Source organism: Novosphingobium sp., assembly GCF_019748365.1.
Taxonomy (GTDB): domain Bacteria; phylum Pseudomonadota; class Alphaproteobacteria; order Sphingomonadales; family Sphingomonadaceae; genus Novosphingobium.
Genome location: NZ_JAIEPN010000086.1, coordinates 1 through 13765, shown reverse-complemented (window position 1 = coordinate 13765; position 13765 = coordinate 1). Strand labels below are relative to the sequence as shown.

Sequence of the window (13765 nt, the reverse complement as noted above, 5' to 3'; positions counted from 1 at the left end):
TGCGTCATCTTGTCGAGATCATCGCCGTAGAGCTTGATCGCGACATCGCCGCGCACGCCGGCGATCAGCTCGTTGAAGCGAAGCTGGATCGGCTGACTGACCTCATAGAGGTTGCCGAGCTGACTGGCCCCCGCTTTTTCGATGCGGGCGATCACGTCCGCCTTGGTCTTCACGCCGTCGGGCCATTCCTCCTGTGGTTTCAGGATGACGAAGCCGTCCGAGACGTTCGGCGGCATCGGGTCGGTCGCGACTTCTGCGGTGCCGGTCTTGGAGAACATCGTCTCCACCTCCGGCAAACGCTTCACCGCCGCCTCGACGCTGCGCTGCATGGCAAGCGACTGTTCGAGACTGACCGAGGGCACGCGGGTCGATGCGACTGCGAGATTCTTCTCGTCAAGCTGAGGGATGAACTCGGAGCCAAGCAGCCCGAACGCCGGGACTGCTGCCAGAAAGAAGGCAAGCCCGCCAAGGATAAACGGCCACGGCCGCGCAATCGCCTTGTCGAGGAGCGGCAAGTACCGCTCCTTCGACTTGCGGATCAGCCACACGTCCTTCTCGGCGACCTTGCCCCGGATCATGATGGCGACCAGGGCCGGCACCAGCGTGATTGCCAGAACGAACGCCGCCAACAGTGCGAGCATGATGGTGATCGCCATCGGCGAAAACGTCTTGCCCTCGACACCCGTGAAGGTAAGCAGGGGCGCGAACGCGAGCAGGATGATGGCTTGGCCGAACACGGTCGGCTTGATCATCTCCTGCGCGGCCCGCATCGTCTCCTCTAGCCGTTCCCTCAAAGCGAGGAGCCGCCCCTCGTTTTCCTGTCGATGCGCCAATCTGGCGAGGCAGTTTTCAATAATGATGACCGCGCCATCGACGATCAGGCCAAAGTCGAGCGCCCCCAGGCTCATGAGGTTGCCCGGTACTTTGAAGGCGTTCATCCCCATCGCCATCATCAGGAACGAAAACGGAATGACCAGCACCGCGATGACAGCGGCACGCCAATTGCCGAGCAGCAGGAACAGCGCCGCTGCAACGAGGATGGCACCTTCGGTGAGGTTGCGCTGGACCGTCGCCACCGTCGCGCTGACCAGCTTGGCCCGGTTGAGCACGACTTTGACCTCAATCCCCGGGGGAAGGGTTTTGGCGACCTGATCGAGCTTGGCTGTCACCTCTTCGGCGACAACTCGGCTGTTCTGACCGATCAGCATCAACACTGTGCCGATGACCGCTTCCTGGCCATTCATGCTGCCCGCGCCGGTGCGCAGATCGCCGCCGATCCGGACGTCGGCAATCTGGCCGATCGTGATCGGCGTGCCGCCCCGAGTCGCAGCGACTGCGTTGCGGATCTCGTCGACCGTCCGCACGCGGGAATCGACACGCACGAGATAGGCTTCGCCGCCCTTGTTGAAGTAGTTGGCACCGACCGCGAGGTTGGCGTTTTCGAGCGCTTGCCCCAACTCGCTATACGAAATGCCGAAGCTCGCCAGCTTTACGGGGTCCGGCGCGACGACGAAGGTCTTGGCGAACCCACCGATGGAATCGACGCCGGCGACGCCGCCGACCGACTTGAGCTGCGGACTGATGATCCAGTCCTGTACCGTGCGCAGATAACCCGCCTTGGTGATCGGATCAGTCAGCCGTTCGCCTTCTGGCGTCAGATAGCTGCCATCGGGCTGCCAGCCCGGTTGACCCGTGACCTTCTTCGCACCCTTGCCGTCCGGATTGGCGAAGCCGACCGTATACATGACGATCTCGCCGAGACCGGTCGTCACTGGCCCGATCTGAGGTTGGACACCAACGGGCAGGTTCTCCGTCGCCTGTCGCAGGCGCTCGCCGACCTGCTGACGCGCGAAATAGAGGTCGGTATCATCGGTGAAGATCGCGCTGACCTGGCTGAAGCCGTTGCGCGAGATGGAGCGCGTCGTCTCCAGCCCGGGAATGCCGGCGAGTGATATCTCCACCGGGTAGGTCACGAGTTTCTCGATTTCGACTGGCGAGAGCCGCGGATCAATGGTGTTGATCTGGACCTGTTTGTTGGTGATGTCGGGCACCGCGTCGATCGGCAGCTTTGTAAGCTGCCACACGCCAAGTCCGGCAATGACGAGGAACAGCGCCAGAACCGTCCATCGTGCGCGGACGGAGAGCGCCATGAGATTGGCTATCATGGTCTATTCTTCCTCACCCGCACCCTTGCCGAGTTCGGCCTTGAGCAGGAATGCATTCCTGGTTGCGACCTGGCTGCCGCTGGCGAGGCCCTTCAGGATTTCGACGCGGCCGTTGCTGCGCTGCCCGATCGTGACGGTCTGAGCCGTAAAGCCCTGTGCAGTCCGCACGAATACGACGTCGCGTCCCTCGAGTGTCTGCACCGCATCCTCCGGCACCACCATCCCGCTGGACGTGCCCGCACGGCTTGGCAGCAATCGGACCCGCACCGCGAGGCCCGGCTGAAGCGCCCCGGGTACATCGAGGACTGCGGTGGCCAGACGCGTATCGTTGGCAAGTCCCGGCGTGACGGCACGCACCTTTGCCTCCACTGTCCGACCATCGGGCAATTCTATGATCGCTCGATCACCTGGCGAGAGCCGCTGCGCCTCAGTTGGACCGACCGACGCTTCTATCTGGATCTTCGACGCATCCGCGACGCGCATCAGTTCGGTCTCAGGCTGGACAAAGGCGCCGAGGCTGACATTCTCTGAGGTAACACGGCCCGAGATAGGGCTCGACACCAGAACGCCGCGACCGTCCGGCGTCACGCGCGCTGCGCCTGCCGCCACATTGGCGCGGCGCGCCTCTGCGGCGGCCGATGCAGCCTCCGCTTCCGCCTGTTCCAGTTCGACACGTGCAGAAACCTTCTGACTGAACAGATATTGCACGCGCGCGAGCGCCTTTTGCGCAAGCCTGTATCTGGCAGCGGCAGCGGTGCGATCGGCGGCAAGCTGCGCCGCGTCGCGGCTTTCAACGACTGCGAGCGTTTCCCCGGCACGCACGGGATCGCCGAGCCGTTTCAGAAGCCGCGTGACCGCGCCGCCTGCCCGAGCAGTTATGATCGCCTCTCCTTGCGGGGATGCGCTGACGGTCGCCTGCGCGACAATTTCCGCGTCGAGCCCTCCGGGCTTGATCGTCTCTGTGGTGATGCCGGCTTGCCGAACTGCTTGCGCGCTTATCACCACCGTATCAGGGGCCTTTACTTGCCCCGCCACTGCATTGCCGCTTGTTGCTTCCGTTGCGGCGGGTGCGTTTCCGGTCCAGCGTCCGATCCCGAAACCGCCAAGTGCAGCGACAATCGCGACGATCGCGCCGCCTCCTAAAAGGCGCTTATCCAACATCATCGATCATCTCCGGAAGTTGCAGGGGCCGGCGTCGCGAGCCGATCGAGCCTAGCCCGCGCGTCGTGATACGCAGCAAGCGCATCGACGTATGTCTGGCGGGTTTGTGAAAGCGTGCGCTCGGCATCGAGAAGCGCGATCTGGTCGAACTTGCCCTGCGTCCAACCGATCCGGGCGATACGGGCGGCCTCCTGCGCGGCGGCGAGGCCCGGGCCGCCTGCCGCTCGCGCGGTCGCAGCAGCATTTGCGACCTCGGTTTGTGCGCTGGCAATCTGTTGGCGCGTATCGACCACCGCGAGATTGCGCAGCGCAATCGCCTGTGTCTGTTCGGAGCGGGATTGCGCGACAAAGGCGCTACCATTGTTGAAGAACGGGATCGGGATTGCGATACCGACGACAGCGGCGGTGTCGTTTGTCGCCTCCAAGCGGCGGGCAAAGGTGCTGACAGTCAAGTTCGGTACGCGCAGCGATCGTGCGACGCGTACCTGCGCTTCAGCGGTGCGAACATCAGCTTCCGCTGCAGCGAGCGCGAGCGTCGCTTCGACATCGACCGGACGCGGTGGCCCATAGTCATCGATCCGCTCGAACCAGGCGCGATCGAGCGGCCCGGTCACTGGCGTCGCAAGCAATGTTTCAAGATTGGTTCGTGCCGCCTGTGCCTGCCGGGCAGCGCTGTCGGCCGCAACCCGCGCGTTGATGCGCAGCACGTCGGCGCGCTGTTGCTCGATGGGACCGACGTCGCCGGCCTTGACGCGCTCGCTAGACACGCGGAACGCGTTGTTGGCGATTCCGGCCTGTTCGCTGAGCACCTCGGCGCGGCGTTCGGCAGCTGCGGCTTCGATATAGAGCTGCGTAATCCGCAAGCGGAGATCCGCTCTCGCGATTTCAACCTGAAGCTGTGCACGGCTCAGCCGCGCAGTCGCCAACGCGACACGTGCCGGCCGCTTGCCTCCCAACTCCAGTGGGAGTGAGACACCCACCGTCGTTTCGGCACTCCGCAGACCCCTGTAGACGCCGCTGCCAGCGATGTTCTCGACCTGCGCCTGCACCTCGGGGTTTGGGCGCACGGCGGCAACGCGCCGCGCCGCGGTCGCGGCGTCAACGCCGGCTGTAGCCGCCGCGACCGAAGGAAGGGGTGCCAAAGTGATGCCTCTTGGCTCCGATGCTATGCCGCTGTTGATGGCCGCCGTTGGGGCTGATGGCACGCCGCCAGCAGCAAGGGCATTCTCGAGCGAGAACGCATCAGCCGTTTGCGACGAAGTGGTCGCCGCCGGGACGCCGGGCGGCGGTGTTGTCTGCGCCTCGGCCGTACCGGCCAAGGTCGCCGCGACCATAACGGCCGCGATTGTGCGATACATAGATAATGACTCCTGACGAACCGAGTTCGCCCCGCACGGCCTTGGCCGGCGGGGTCAGCGGATCGTCAGGCTTGCGGGGGCCTTAGCGCCGGGTCGGCGGTAGAAAGTGGCCGCATGGAGTGACTCGCGACGATAGGGGCGAGCCGCTGATCGCGCATGAGTGCGGCATTGCTGGCCTTAACCGGCGCTGCGACGTGGTCGCCGTGGCAACCGCCGTGATGGTGAGGATAGCCTTTGTCGCCATCGGATGGCACCTGATCGGCGTCTCCAGGCACATGACCTGGAGCCACTTCGTCAACGCCTGTCACACTTGATAAAACGCTGACTTCCGGCCGTTCCAGCACGTGCGCTGTCGCCGTCGTCCCCAAGGAGAGGACAACCAAGCAAGCAAGGATGATCAGCAGACGTCGCACACACGATGCTCTAACAGCAAAGCGGATCGCGGGATAGTCCCGCACACGCCATGAAGAAAATGAAGTGGTCACCGCAAAATCTCGGGCGAGACCGAGCGCGTTTCGCGCCACGCCGGAATCGCTTTTGCCAGCACCCGCCACGCTGATCGCAGGAAGATGATCGCGATGATTCCACCGACCGCGATATCCGGCCATGCTGCGCTGGTCGCCGCCACCAGCCCGGCCGCGATCAGCACGCCGATGTTGGATGCAACATCATTGCGCGAGCATTCGAACGTGCTCGCCATATTCACGTTCTCGGACCGGAACCGCCACAGCATGGAGAGGCACATCAGATTGGCGACGAGCGCGGCACTACCGAACGCGAGCATCAGGGTCGACGAGGGCGGTACGCCGTTCACCATCTTGTCGATGATCTCGACAACTACCGCGATGCCGAAGAAGAGGATGATGCCGCCCTTGACGAGCGCGGCTCCGGCTTCCCAGCGAGGCCCGCGGGTCAAAGCGTAGAGGCTGAGCGCATAAACAGCGGCATCGCCGAGCATGTCGATCGAGTCCGCCATCAGCGCGGACGAACGCGCGAAGACGCCGCCGCCAAACTCGGCCACGAACATCACGAAATTGATGGTCATGACGATGATCAGCACACGCCGCTGATCGGCCTTTTGGCCGAGCTGCGCGATCGTATCGCCTTTTCTGGAACAACAGTCGTCCGCCACCATTTCACTCGATTCCCGTGTCAGACCCTCTATATGAACCCTCATGTCACTAGAGGGTCAAGGGTTTTTGCCGTGAAGATTGGCTACATTGCAAAGCGGACCGGATTGAAGGTCGAGACCGTTCGCTTCTACGAGGCCGAAGGATTGGTCGAAGCGCCGCTCCGCAGCGGCGGCAACTATCGACTTTATGATAAGTCGCATCTCGATCGTTTGTCGTTCATCAAGCGGTCACGCGATCTTGGGTTCACGCTCGATCAGGTTCGTGACCTTCTGCGCTTGGCGGATGACCCTCGCGGATCATGCGATGCGGTCGACGCGATGGCCGTGATGCACATCGCGGAAATCGATCGCAAGCTCGCCGACCTGCATGCCCTGCGCGACGAGATAGCCAGATGGGGTCGCTGCGACGCCACGACAATCGCCGATTGCCGGTTGATCGACGCGTTGTCGTCGGGTGCATCTGATCGCCGACGGGTGTAGCAATTGGGGGGTCTGTGCCCCCCCTGTGAGCTTCGCTGTGGCGGCTTGCCAATTACGCGTCCGCCAGCTGGGTTGAAGGTTCTTTGGCAGCCGTCCGTTTTGCCAATATTCGGAACATGAGCGCCGAGATTGCCGGAAGGACGAGCAGCGTCAGCGCCGTCGAGGTGATAAGGCCTCCGATCACCACAGTGGCCAGCGGCCGCTGTACCTCCGCTCCGGTGCCGGTAGCGAGCGCCATCGGGATGAAGCCGAGGCTCGCAACCAGAGCCGTCATCAAAACCGGCCGTACACGTTCCATCGCGCCGCCAATGATGGCTCCGTCGATGTCTTCGCCGTCGTCAAGCTGTTTGCGGATCGCGCTCATCATCACCAGTCCGTTGAGGACCGCGACCCCCGAAAGCGCAATGAACCCGACCGATGCGGTGATGGAGAAAGGTATCCCCCGCATTGCCAAGGCGAACACACCGCCGGCCAGGGCCATAGGAACGGCCGTGAACACGACCAATGCCGGCCAGGCACCGCCCAGCGCCATGTAGAGCAGCGCGAAGATCAGGATGAAGCAGATCGGCACGACGATCGCCAATCGTTCGGAAGCGGATTGAAGGCTCTCGAACTGGCCGCCCCACTCGATGAAGGTACGTCACATCAGCGATCTTTGCCTGCGCTTCAGCGACGAACCCGCCGAGATCGCGGCCACGCACATTGGCTTGAATGACAACCATGCGCTTGCCGTTCTCTTGGCTGATCTGATTGAGGCCCTCGGTGTAGGTGAAGCGCGCCACTTCGCTGAGCGGGATGGAACGCGCGTTGCCGGCACCGTTGGACGGTAACATGACCGGGATCGAGCCCAGCGTTTCGATATCATCGCGCTGCGCGTCGGGGAGACGCACCACGACATCGAAGCGACGGTCCCCTTCGAATAACATGCCGGCTTCACGTCCTCCCAAGGCAGCCGCAACCGTCGCCGCGACCTCTTCGACCGACAGGCCGAAACGGCCTGCAGCCTGGCGATCGACCTTGATGTCGAAGGTCGGCGCGCCCGACGTCTGTTCCGCCTGCACGTCAGCCGCGCCTGGAATTGTCCGCAGCGCGGTCGCGATGCGGCCTCCCGCCTCGCTCATGGCATCGAGGTCGTCGCCATAGAGCTTGACCGCAACATCAGAGCGGACGCCAGCGATCAGCTCGTTAAAGCGCATCTGGATGGGCTGCTGGATCTCCGTGCGGTTGCCGATCAGCGGCTTCATCCGCTCCTCGATCCGTCGGAGAATATCCTGTTTGGATTTGACTTCGGCGGGCCACTCCTGCTCCGGTTTGGGGATGACATAGGTGTCCGAGACGTTCGGCGGCATCGGATCGGTACCAAGATCGGCATTGCCGTTCTTTGAAAATACCAGCGCGACCTCTGGCATCGTCTTGAGGGCATTTTCGATCTGGAGTTGCATCGCCGTCGACTGGTCGATCGAGGCGGACGGAATACGAAAGTTGGTGACAGTGATGTCCTTCTCGTCGAGCTGCGGCATGAACTCTTGCCCAAGCGTGCCGAACAGCAAAGCTGCTATCGCAAACACGCCCGCTCCGCCGAGAATGAATGGCATTGGCCGCGCGACGGCGCGGTTGAGCGCCGGCTGATATCTCTCCTTGAACCAGCGGATCGGTTTGACCTCCGTCTCACTGACCTTGCCGGTTACCAGCAGCGCGATCATCGCCGGTACGAACGTGATCGAAAGAATGAACGCGCTAGCGAGCGCCAGCATCAAAGTGATGGCCATCGGCGCGAACGTTTTGCCTTCCACGCCCTGGAAGGTGAGCAAAGGTATGAACACAAGGAAGATGATCGCCTGGCCATAGACGGTCGGCCGGACCATCTCCTGCGCGGCGTAGGTGGTCTCGGTCAGACGTTCGAGCTGGCTCAGCAGCCTGCCTTCCTTGTGCTGTCGTTCGGCGAGGCGCCGGAGGGCGTTTTCAACGATGATGACGGCGCCATCGACGATCAGGCCGAAGTCGAGCGCGCCGAGACTCATCAAATTTCCCGAAACGCCCAGTTCGTTCATGCCCGCTGCGGTCATCAGCATGGTGATCGGGATCACGGCCGCCGTAATGAGAGCTGCGCGGATGTTGCCAAGCAACAGGAACAGAACGACGATGACCAGCAACGCGCCTTCGATCAGGTTCTTCTCGACAGTGGCGATGGTCGCATTCACGAGCTTCGAGCGGTTGTAGGCTTGGCTTGCGACAACGTCCGGCGGCAGCGCCTTGTCGATCTCGACCAGCTTGTCGGCGACGCGATTGGCAACAATGCGGCTGTTCTCGCCAGTCAGCATCAAGATCGTCGAGATGACTGCCTCCGATCCTCCAACGCTGCCCGAACTGGTACGCACCGCGCCACCGATGACGACCTGGCCGACATCCTTCACGCGCACCGGAACGCCGGCGCGTGTGGCAATGACCGCCTCCTCTATGTCGGAGACTGAACGCAACCGCGCGTCGGCCCGGACGAGGAAGGATTCGCCGGCACGGCGGACGTAGTTAGAGCCTGCCGACAGGTTCGACCTCTCGAGCGCATCAGCCAGTTCCGTGACCGGGATACCGTAGGAGGCCAACGCCGTGAGATTGGGCTCGACGACATATTGCTTCACATAGCCCCCGTTGGAATCGACTCCGGCGACGCCCTGAACGGTCCGCATCTGCGGGCGGATAATCCAATCCTGGACCGTGCGCAGATAAGCCGCCTTGGCGACCGCCGTGGTCAGTTTCTCGCCCTCGGGCGTCAGATAGGAACCATCGGACTGCCATCCAGGCTGGCCATCGACGACCTTCACACCCTTGCCGTCGGGATGTTCGAATGCGACGCTGAACATGAAGATCTCGCCAAGCCCCGTGGTCATCGGCGCAAGCTGGGGCTGCACACCGGCGGGCAGACTGTCCTTGGCTTGGGCGAGCCGTTCGGTCACCTGCTGACGCGCGAAATAGATGTTGGTGCTATCCTTGAAGACGGCCGTGACCTGGCTGAATCCGTTGCGCGTGAGCGAGCGGGTCATCTGCAGACCGGGAATGCCGGCAAGCGCGGTCTCGACCGGGAAGGTGACCTGCTTTTCCATATCGACCGGGCCAAGGGTGGGTACGAAGCTGTTGATCTGCACCTGGCGGTTGGTGACGTCGGGGACCGCGTCGATTGGTAGCAATGTGATCTGCCAGGCGCCGAACATGACGACGAGGAAGGTGATGAACGCGACAGCCCATCGCGCTCTGACCGAGAGCCCTAATATCCGCGCGATCATTCCGCCGACTCCTTGCCGAGCTCGGCTTTGAGCAGGAAGGCGTTGGTGGTGGCGACCATCGTGTTTGCAGGGAGGCCGGAGACGATCTCGACCATGCCGCCGCTGCGCGTGCCAACGCGGACTGCCTGCGCTCTAAATCCCTGGCGGGTTCGCACGAACACCACGGTGCGATCCCCGATCGTCTGGACCGCATCCTGCGGTACGCTAACCCCCAATGCCGCATCGCCGCCGCTGGCGAAGATACGCGCTTGGACGAGCTGGCCCGGAACGATCAGACCCGCATCACCGCTCGGCGTCACGACCACCGTTGCTTGCCGCGTCTGCGGGTTGATCACGCCTGTTGCTGAGCGAACCCGGCCTTCGACCTTCTGCCCGTCCTTTGTCGTAAGCTCGACCCTGTCCCCCGCCTTCACGCCTGACGCATCCGCTGCCGGCACGCTCGCCTCGATCTGAAGGCTACGCGGATCGGTGACCCGGAATAACTCGGTTTCGGCCTGGACGAACGCGCCGAGATTGACGGGGGCGGACGTTATGCGGCCAGAGATCGAGCTGACCACCGCAACCGACCTGCCATCGCCCGATACCTTTGCCGCACTGGCTGCGGCGCTTGCCTGGCGCGCTTCTGCTTGGGCTACCGCGAGATTAGCCTCGGCTGTCTCATAGTCGGCGCGCGGAGACACGCCCTGCGCGAGCAAAGTGCGTTCTCGCGCCAACTGTCGGCTTGCAAGCGTAACCCGCGCGGCAGCGGCACTGCGATCGGCTGCAATAGCTGACGCATCGCGGCTCTCGACCAAGGCGATCGTTTCGCCTGCCCTGACCGGATCACCGATCCGCCTGAAGATGCGGGTGACGGTGCCGGCTGCCCGGGCGGTGAGCACCGCTTCGGCGTCGGGCGTTGCTTCGACGGTGGCGCTGGCGAGGATGATGCTGGCGACGCAACCGGCGGCCGCTGGCGCGACGCGAATCCCCGAAATCTTGATACCGTCCTGCGTGATCGCGAGGGTGTCGGGTGAAGTGGTGGAGGCCGTTGCTACCGTCTCCTCTACCGGTGCGGAGGGTCCGGTCAGACGGGCGACGCCGAAACCGGCAAGGGCGGCGAGGGCGAGACCGATCGCGGCCCCGGCATACAGCGTGTTGCGTTCGGGGTTCATTGGATTTCATCTCCGGAAAGGGTGCGGCCCTGAAGGCGAGCGAGTTGCGCGCGCGCCTCGAAACGGGCGACTCGGGCGTCGAGGACGATGCTTCGCGCCTCTCCGAGGCCGCGACGGGCATTCAGCAATTCGACGAGCGGGGACTTGCCGGCTTCATAGGCAATGCGTGCGAGGCGGTAGGTTTCTTCCGCAGTGCCTTGCGCCGCTTCTGCAGCGGCAACCCGCGACTGTGCGGCAACCGTCTGCGCTTGTGCCGCCCGGGCGTCGGCAATTGCATCGTTGCGCGCCATGGCTAACCTGGCGGCGGCGGCCTGTGCCTCCGCTTGCGAGGCGGCGATATTACCGCGGTTGCGATCAAAAATGCTAAGCGGGATCGAGACCCCTGCGGTCAATGCGGTTGCATTCTCGTAATCGAGACGCCGTACCCCGACGATCGCTGTGACATCGGGGATTGCCCGCTTCTGTTCAGCAGCCAAACGTCGCTCGGCGGCCTCTCGCTCCGCCTGAGCCGCGAGATAGGACGAACTCGTCATCGGATCGACCGGACCATAAGCGGGTGCCAAAACGGGCGTGGTCAGCAGGGACTCTGACAATCCAGTAAAGGTCTCCTCGACGCCGGGGAGCGCAGAGAGCTGTGCATAGGCCGCAATGCGATCCGCTTTTGCCCCCTCGAGATCGGCGCTGACTGCATTTAGCGCGGTTTCAGCCTGCAGAGCGCGGAGCCGCGCTTCCTTGCCTGCATCGACCAGGGCGCGAGCGGCCCGCACAATGTTCTGCGCCTGCTCGACCTCGCCTTCGGCCAGAAGCATCCTCTGGTCCGCTACTTCCGCCGCTGCATAAGCGCATGCAAGATCATAAGCATAGCGGATCTTTGCATCCCGATCGCGGGCGCGCGACGCGACGACCCCTGCTTCTCCGGCTGCCATCCTCGCCGAACGCTTGCCGCCGATTTCCAGCGGTTGGCTATATTGCATTGTTGTCTCGGCGCGATCGACCCCGCGAGAAGGCGAGGATCCCGCGACATTCTCGGTGAGAATGCTGACGCTCGGATTGGGCCGCGCGCGGGCTTGGCGCGCAAGGCCTTCAGACCGACGAATATCGGCTTCGCTTTCGACCCGTCGGGGTGCGTCGGCGGTCTGCCGCAGAAGTGTAGCGAACGGCGGCGCCACTTGCGCCTGTGTGGGTCCGCACAGCGCCGCGATACACGTCGCCACCATCATGCCGGACACCACGCGACGCGGCAGCCGGCCCATAAAGGCTCTCATAATCTCATCCCCGGAAAAGGCTGCAATGACGGCACGCGCTATGCGCGTCGGGTCAGCCTCGCGGAGGTCGCAGGATAGCCAAGGGAGCTATAGGGCGGGCCGCTTTGGCTGCCGCAATTGTCCAGATTTCGGAGACTGGCTTCATGAATGCCGCGACCACAAGTGGTGAAGGCACAACGATGGTCTGCAGCACTGCGTGAGCCGCAAGATGGATCAAATCGGCCGTGTCCGGCCGCTCGACCGGAGTGTAATCCGGATGATCTCGATCTGTGGTGGCTACCTGGTCAGGACCCTGGACGTGCCCTTCGACGTCATGCCATGTGGTCAGCGAAACCATCCCAAAAAGTGCCAGAATGGCCGTTAGCACGATAAGTTTTTGGCTACCGAAGGCCCGCACGGAAGTGTGCAATCTGATCGATGGAGCCAACACTCAATCAAATTTATCGGAAACACGGTCGACCCACAAGCGCGCCGCTCGGTAGCGATCATGGTGGTCCAGCGGCCGCTATTGCCGGAGCCCAAGCTGATCGAAGTCTTCTCTGACGAAAGCATATGCTTGTGCCTCGTAATGATCACCGCGCGGATGAGATCGATTTCGACCGGGCCGCGTGATGTACTCATGTGGCTAGTCAATATTAACCATTCTTTAATTCAACAACAATCCAAATACTTCCCGGAGTTCTTGACATAAGCCCGATGGTAGCTTCCTGATATCTGAGAGATATCTGCTATAGAGTGAAGTTACCAAGCTCGAGCATATCAGAATAGTTCAGAATTGATTGATTCATTCCAATTTATGTGTTGAAAACGAGATCGTTTTAAGTTAGAGTTCTTGATCTTTGATCTCCACAACTGGTAAAAACTTATGGCATAGAAGCAGGCAGGGTTAGAAATGCGCTGAGAGCGTTTGTTGTCAAGCAGGGCGAGAAAGTGACGTGGCGGGCAAAGTTCTACCGTAGCTGCAAAGCATACTTGCTCTCGCTTTTCATGCTGGGTAAGCTATCTCTGCGGTTCCCAAGCCATGCCGAAAGGTGTGGTTATGAAATTCTACCTCAGCGCAGCGCTTATCGCGCTTAGCTCCCAAGCGGCAGGCCAAGAGGCCAAGCTTGAAGATTTCTCGAGCAGCACAGCTTCCGAATTCTCGCTCCTGGTGCCCGGAATGGCTGTCAAAAGCCCGACCGCGCAGCCGGAGGTGAAGCAGCTCGTTCCCGAGAGTGAAACGACTGCCTTTACGGGGGAGGCGATCACGCCTGTCAGCCCCGCGACGCCGTTGTTCTACATCCCGTCCTGGATGAGACGCGGAAGCTCTGCCGTCATTCCCACGCGGGTGAACGCATCCGACTTCGGGCCAGATCCCGATTGCCTCTCTGGAGGCTATTTCCCGCGCTATGACCTGTCCGATTTGGCCCAATTGCGCCGCCATCTCTATTTCCGCCACGTCGCTGCAGCAGCTTGCGAAGCCGGCGTTCCTGTGCGGCTGTTTGACGCGCTCGTTGCTCATGAAAGCCGCTACCAGCCCTTTGCGCGCAGTCCTGCCGGTGCGATGGGCATGGCACAACTGATGCCGGGGACCGCAAGCTATCTTGGCGTTTCAGATCCTTGGGACCCTGTCGAAAACCTCCGCGGGGGAGCGCGTTACCTGCGTGAGCAGCTCGATCGCTATGGCTCGTGGCATCTTGCTTTGGCTGCGTACAATGCGGGTGAGAACACCGGGAATAAAAGGGGCCACGGATCGGCCGGTAGCACCGGATTAAAAATGGGCCAGTCCTGCTAGA

At 62.3% G+C, this 13765-nt stretch carries 9 protein-coding genes and 1 pseudogene; 3 read left to right on the top strand and 7 right to left on the bottom strand.

The features are described 5' to 3' along the window. From K5Q19_RS10750 to K5Q19_RS10740, 3 genes are all read right to left on the bottom strand, one after another. The coding region (locus K5Q19_RS10750; RefSeq protein WP_292944703.1) for a CusA/CzcA family heavy metal efflux RND transporter at positions 1-2165 on the bottom strand (2165 nt) is incomplete at its 3' end. A 3-nt stretch (positions 2166-2168) separates the two neighbouring features. Next, a complete protein-coding gene (locus tag K5Q19_RS10745) occupies positions 2169-3326 on the bottom strand; it encodes an efflux RND transporter periplasmic adaptor subunit (protein ID WP_292633129.1) in 1158 nt (385 codons plus the stop codon). Further along, the gene (locus tag K5Q19_RS10740; protein WP_292633081.1) at positions 3326-4684 is read right to left on the bottom strand and encodes a TolC family protein; all 1359 of its coding nucleotides are present in this window, start codon (positions 4682-4684) and stop codon (positions 3326-3328) included. The genes K5Q19_RS10745 and K5Q19_RS10740 overlap by 1 nt, the downstream gene beginning before the upstream one ends. A 119-nt stretch (positions 4685-4803) precedes the next feature. On the opposite strand from K5Q19_RS10740, the gene K5Q19_RS10735 reads away from it, so the two are divergent. Continuing rightward, entirely contained in the window at positions 4804-4998 is a 195-nt protein-coding gene (locus K5Q19_RS10735) for a hypothetical protein (RefSeq protein WP_292633079.1), read from the top strand. A 167-nt stretch (positions 4999-5165) separates the two neighbouring features. Here K5Q19_RS10735 and K5Q19_RS10730 read toward each other — a convergent pair whose 3' ends face one another. Beyond that, complete coding sequence (locus K5Q19_RS10730) at positions 5166-5816, bottom strand: cation transporter (protein ID WP_292633126.1); 651 nt, start codon at positions 5814-5816, stop codon at positions 5166-5168. Between the two features lie 72 nt (positions 5817-5888). On the opposite strand from K5Q19_RS10730, the gene K5Q19_RS10725 reads away from it, so the two are divergent. After that, entirely contained in the window at positions 5889-6296 is a 408-nt protein-coding gene (locus K5Q19_RS10725; protein WP_292633077.1) for a helix-turn-helix domain-containing protein, read from the top strand. A 52-nt stretch (positions 6297-6348) separates the two neighbouring features. On the opposite strand, the pseudogene K5Q19_RS10720 reads toward K5Q19_RS10725, so the two are convergent. From K5Q19_RS10720 to K5Q19_RS10710, 3 genes and pseudogenes are all read right to left on the bottom strand, one after another. Beyond that, a pseudogene (locus tag K5Q19_RS10720) lies at positions 6349-9574 on the bottom strand (CusA/CzcA family heavy metal efflux RND transporter). Next, positions 9571-10725, bottom strand: coding sequence for an efflux RND transporter periplasmic adaptor subunit (locus K5Q19_RS10715; RefSeq protein WP_292944700.1), 1155 nt, complete (start codon positions 10723-10725; stop codon positions 9571-9573). The pseudogene K5Q19_RS10720 and the gene K5Q19_RS10715 overlap by 4 nt, the downstream one beginning before the upstream one ends. Then, positions 10722-11978, bottom strand: coding sequence for a TolC family protein (locus tag K5Q19_RS10710; RefSeq protein ID WP_292944697.1), 1257 nt, complete (start codon positions 11976-11978; stop codon positions 10722-10724). Before K5Q19_RS10710 ends, K5Q19_RS10715 begins: the two co-directional genes overlap by 4 nt. A 1033-nt stretch (positions 11979-13011) precedes the next feature. On the opposite strand from K5Q19_RS10710, the gene K5Q19_RS10705 reads away from it, so the two are divergent. Beyond that, complete coding sequence (locus K5Q19_RS10705) at positions 13012-13764, top strand: lytic transglycosylase domain-containing protein (RefSeq protein ID WP_292944694.1); 753 nt, start codon at positions 13012-13014, stop codon at positions 13762-13764. The last annotated feature ends 1 nt before the right edge of the window (position 13765 follow it).

Excerpts from the sequence above, each read along its gene's own strand:
- K5Q19_RS10710 (WP_292944697.1), bottom strand. The coding sequence starts at position 11,978 with ATGGGCCGGCTGCCGCGTCGCGTGGTGTCCGGCATGATGGTGGCGACG.
- K5Q19_RS10715 (WP_292944700.1), bottom strand. The coding sequence starts at position 10,725 with ATGAACCCCGAACGCAACACGCTGTATGCCGGGGCCGCGATCGGTCTC.
- K5Q19_RS10705 (WP_292944694.1), top strand. The coding sequence starts at position 13,012 with ATGCCGAAAGGTGTGGTTATGAAATTCTACCTCAGCGCAGCGCTTATC.
- K5Q19_RS10740 (WP_292633081.1), bottom strand. The coding sequence starts at position 4,684 with ATGTATCGCACAATCGCGGCCGTTATGGTCGCGGCGACCTTGGCCGGT.
- K5Q19_RS10745 (WP_292633129.1), bottom strand. The coding sequence starts at position 3,326 with ATGTTGGATAAGCGCCTTTTAGGAGGCGGCGCGATCGTCGCGATTGTC.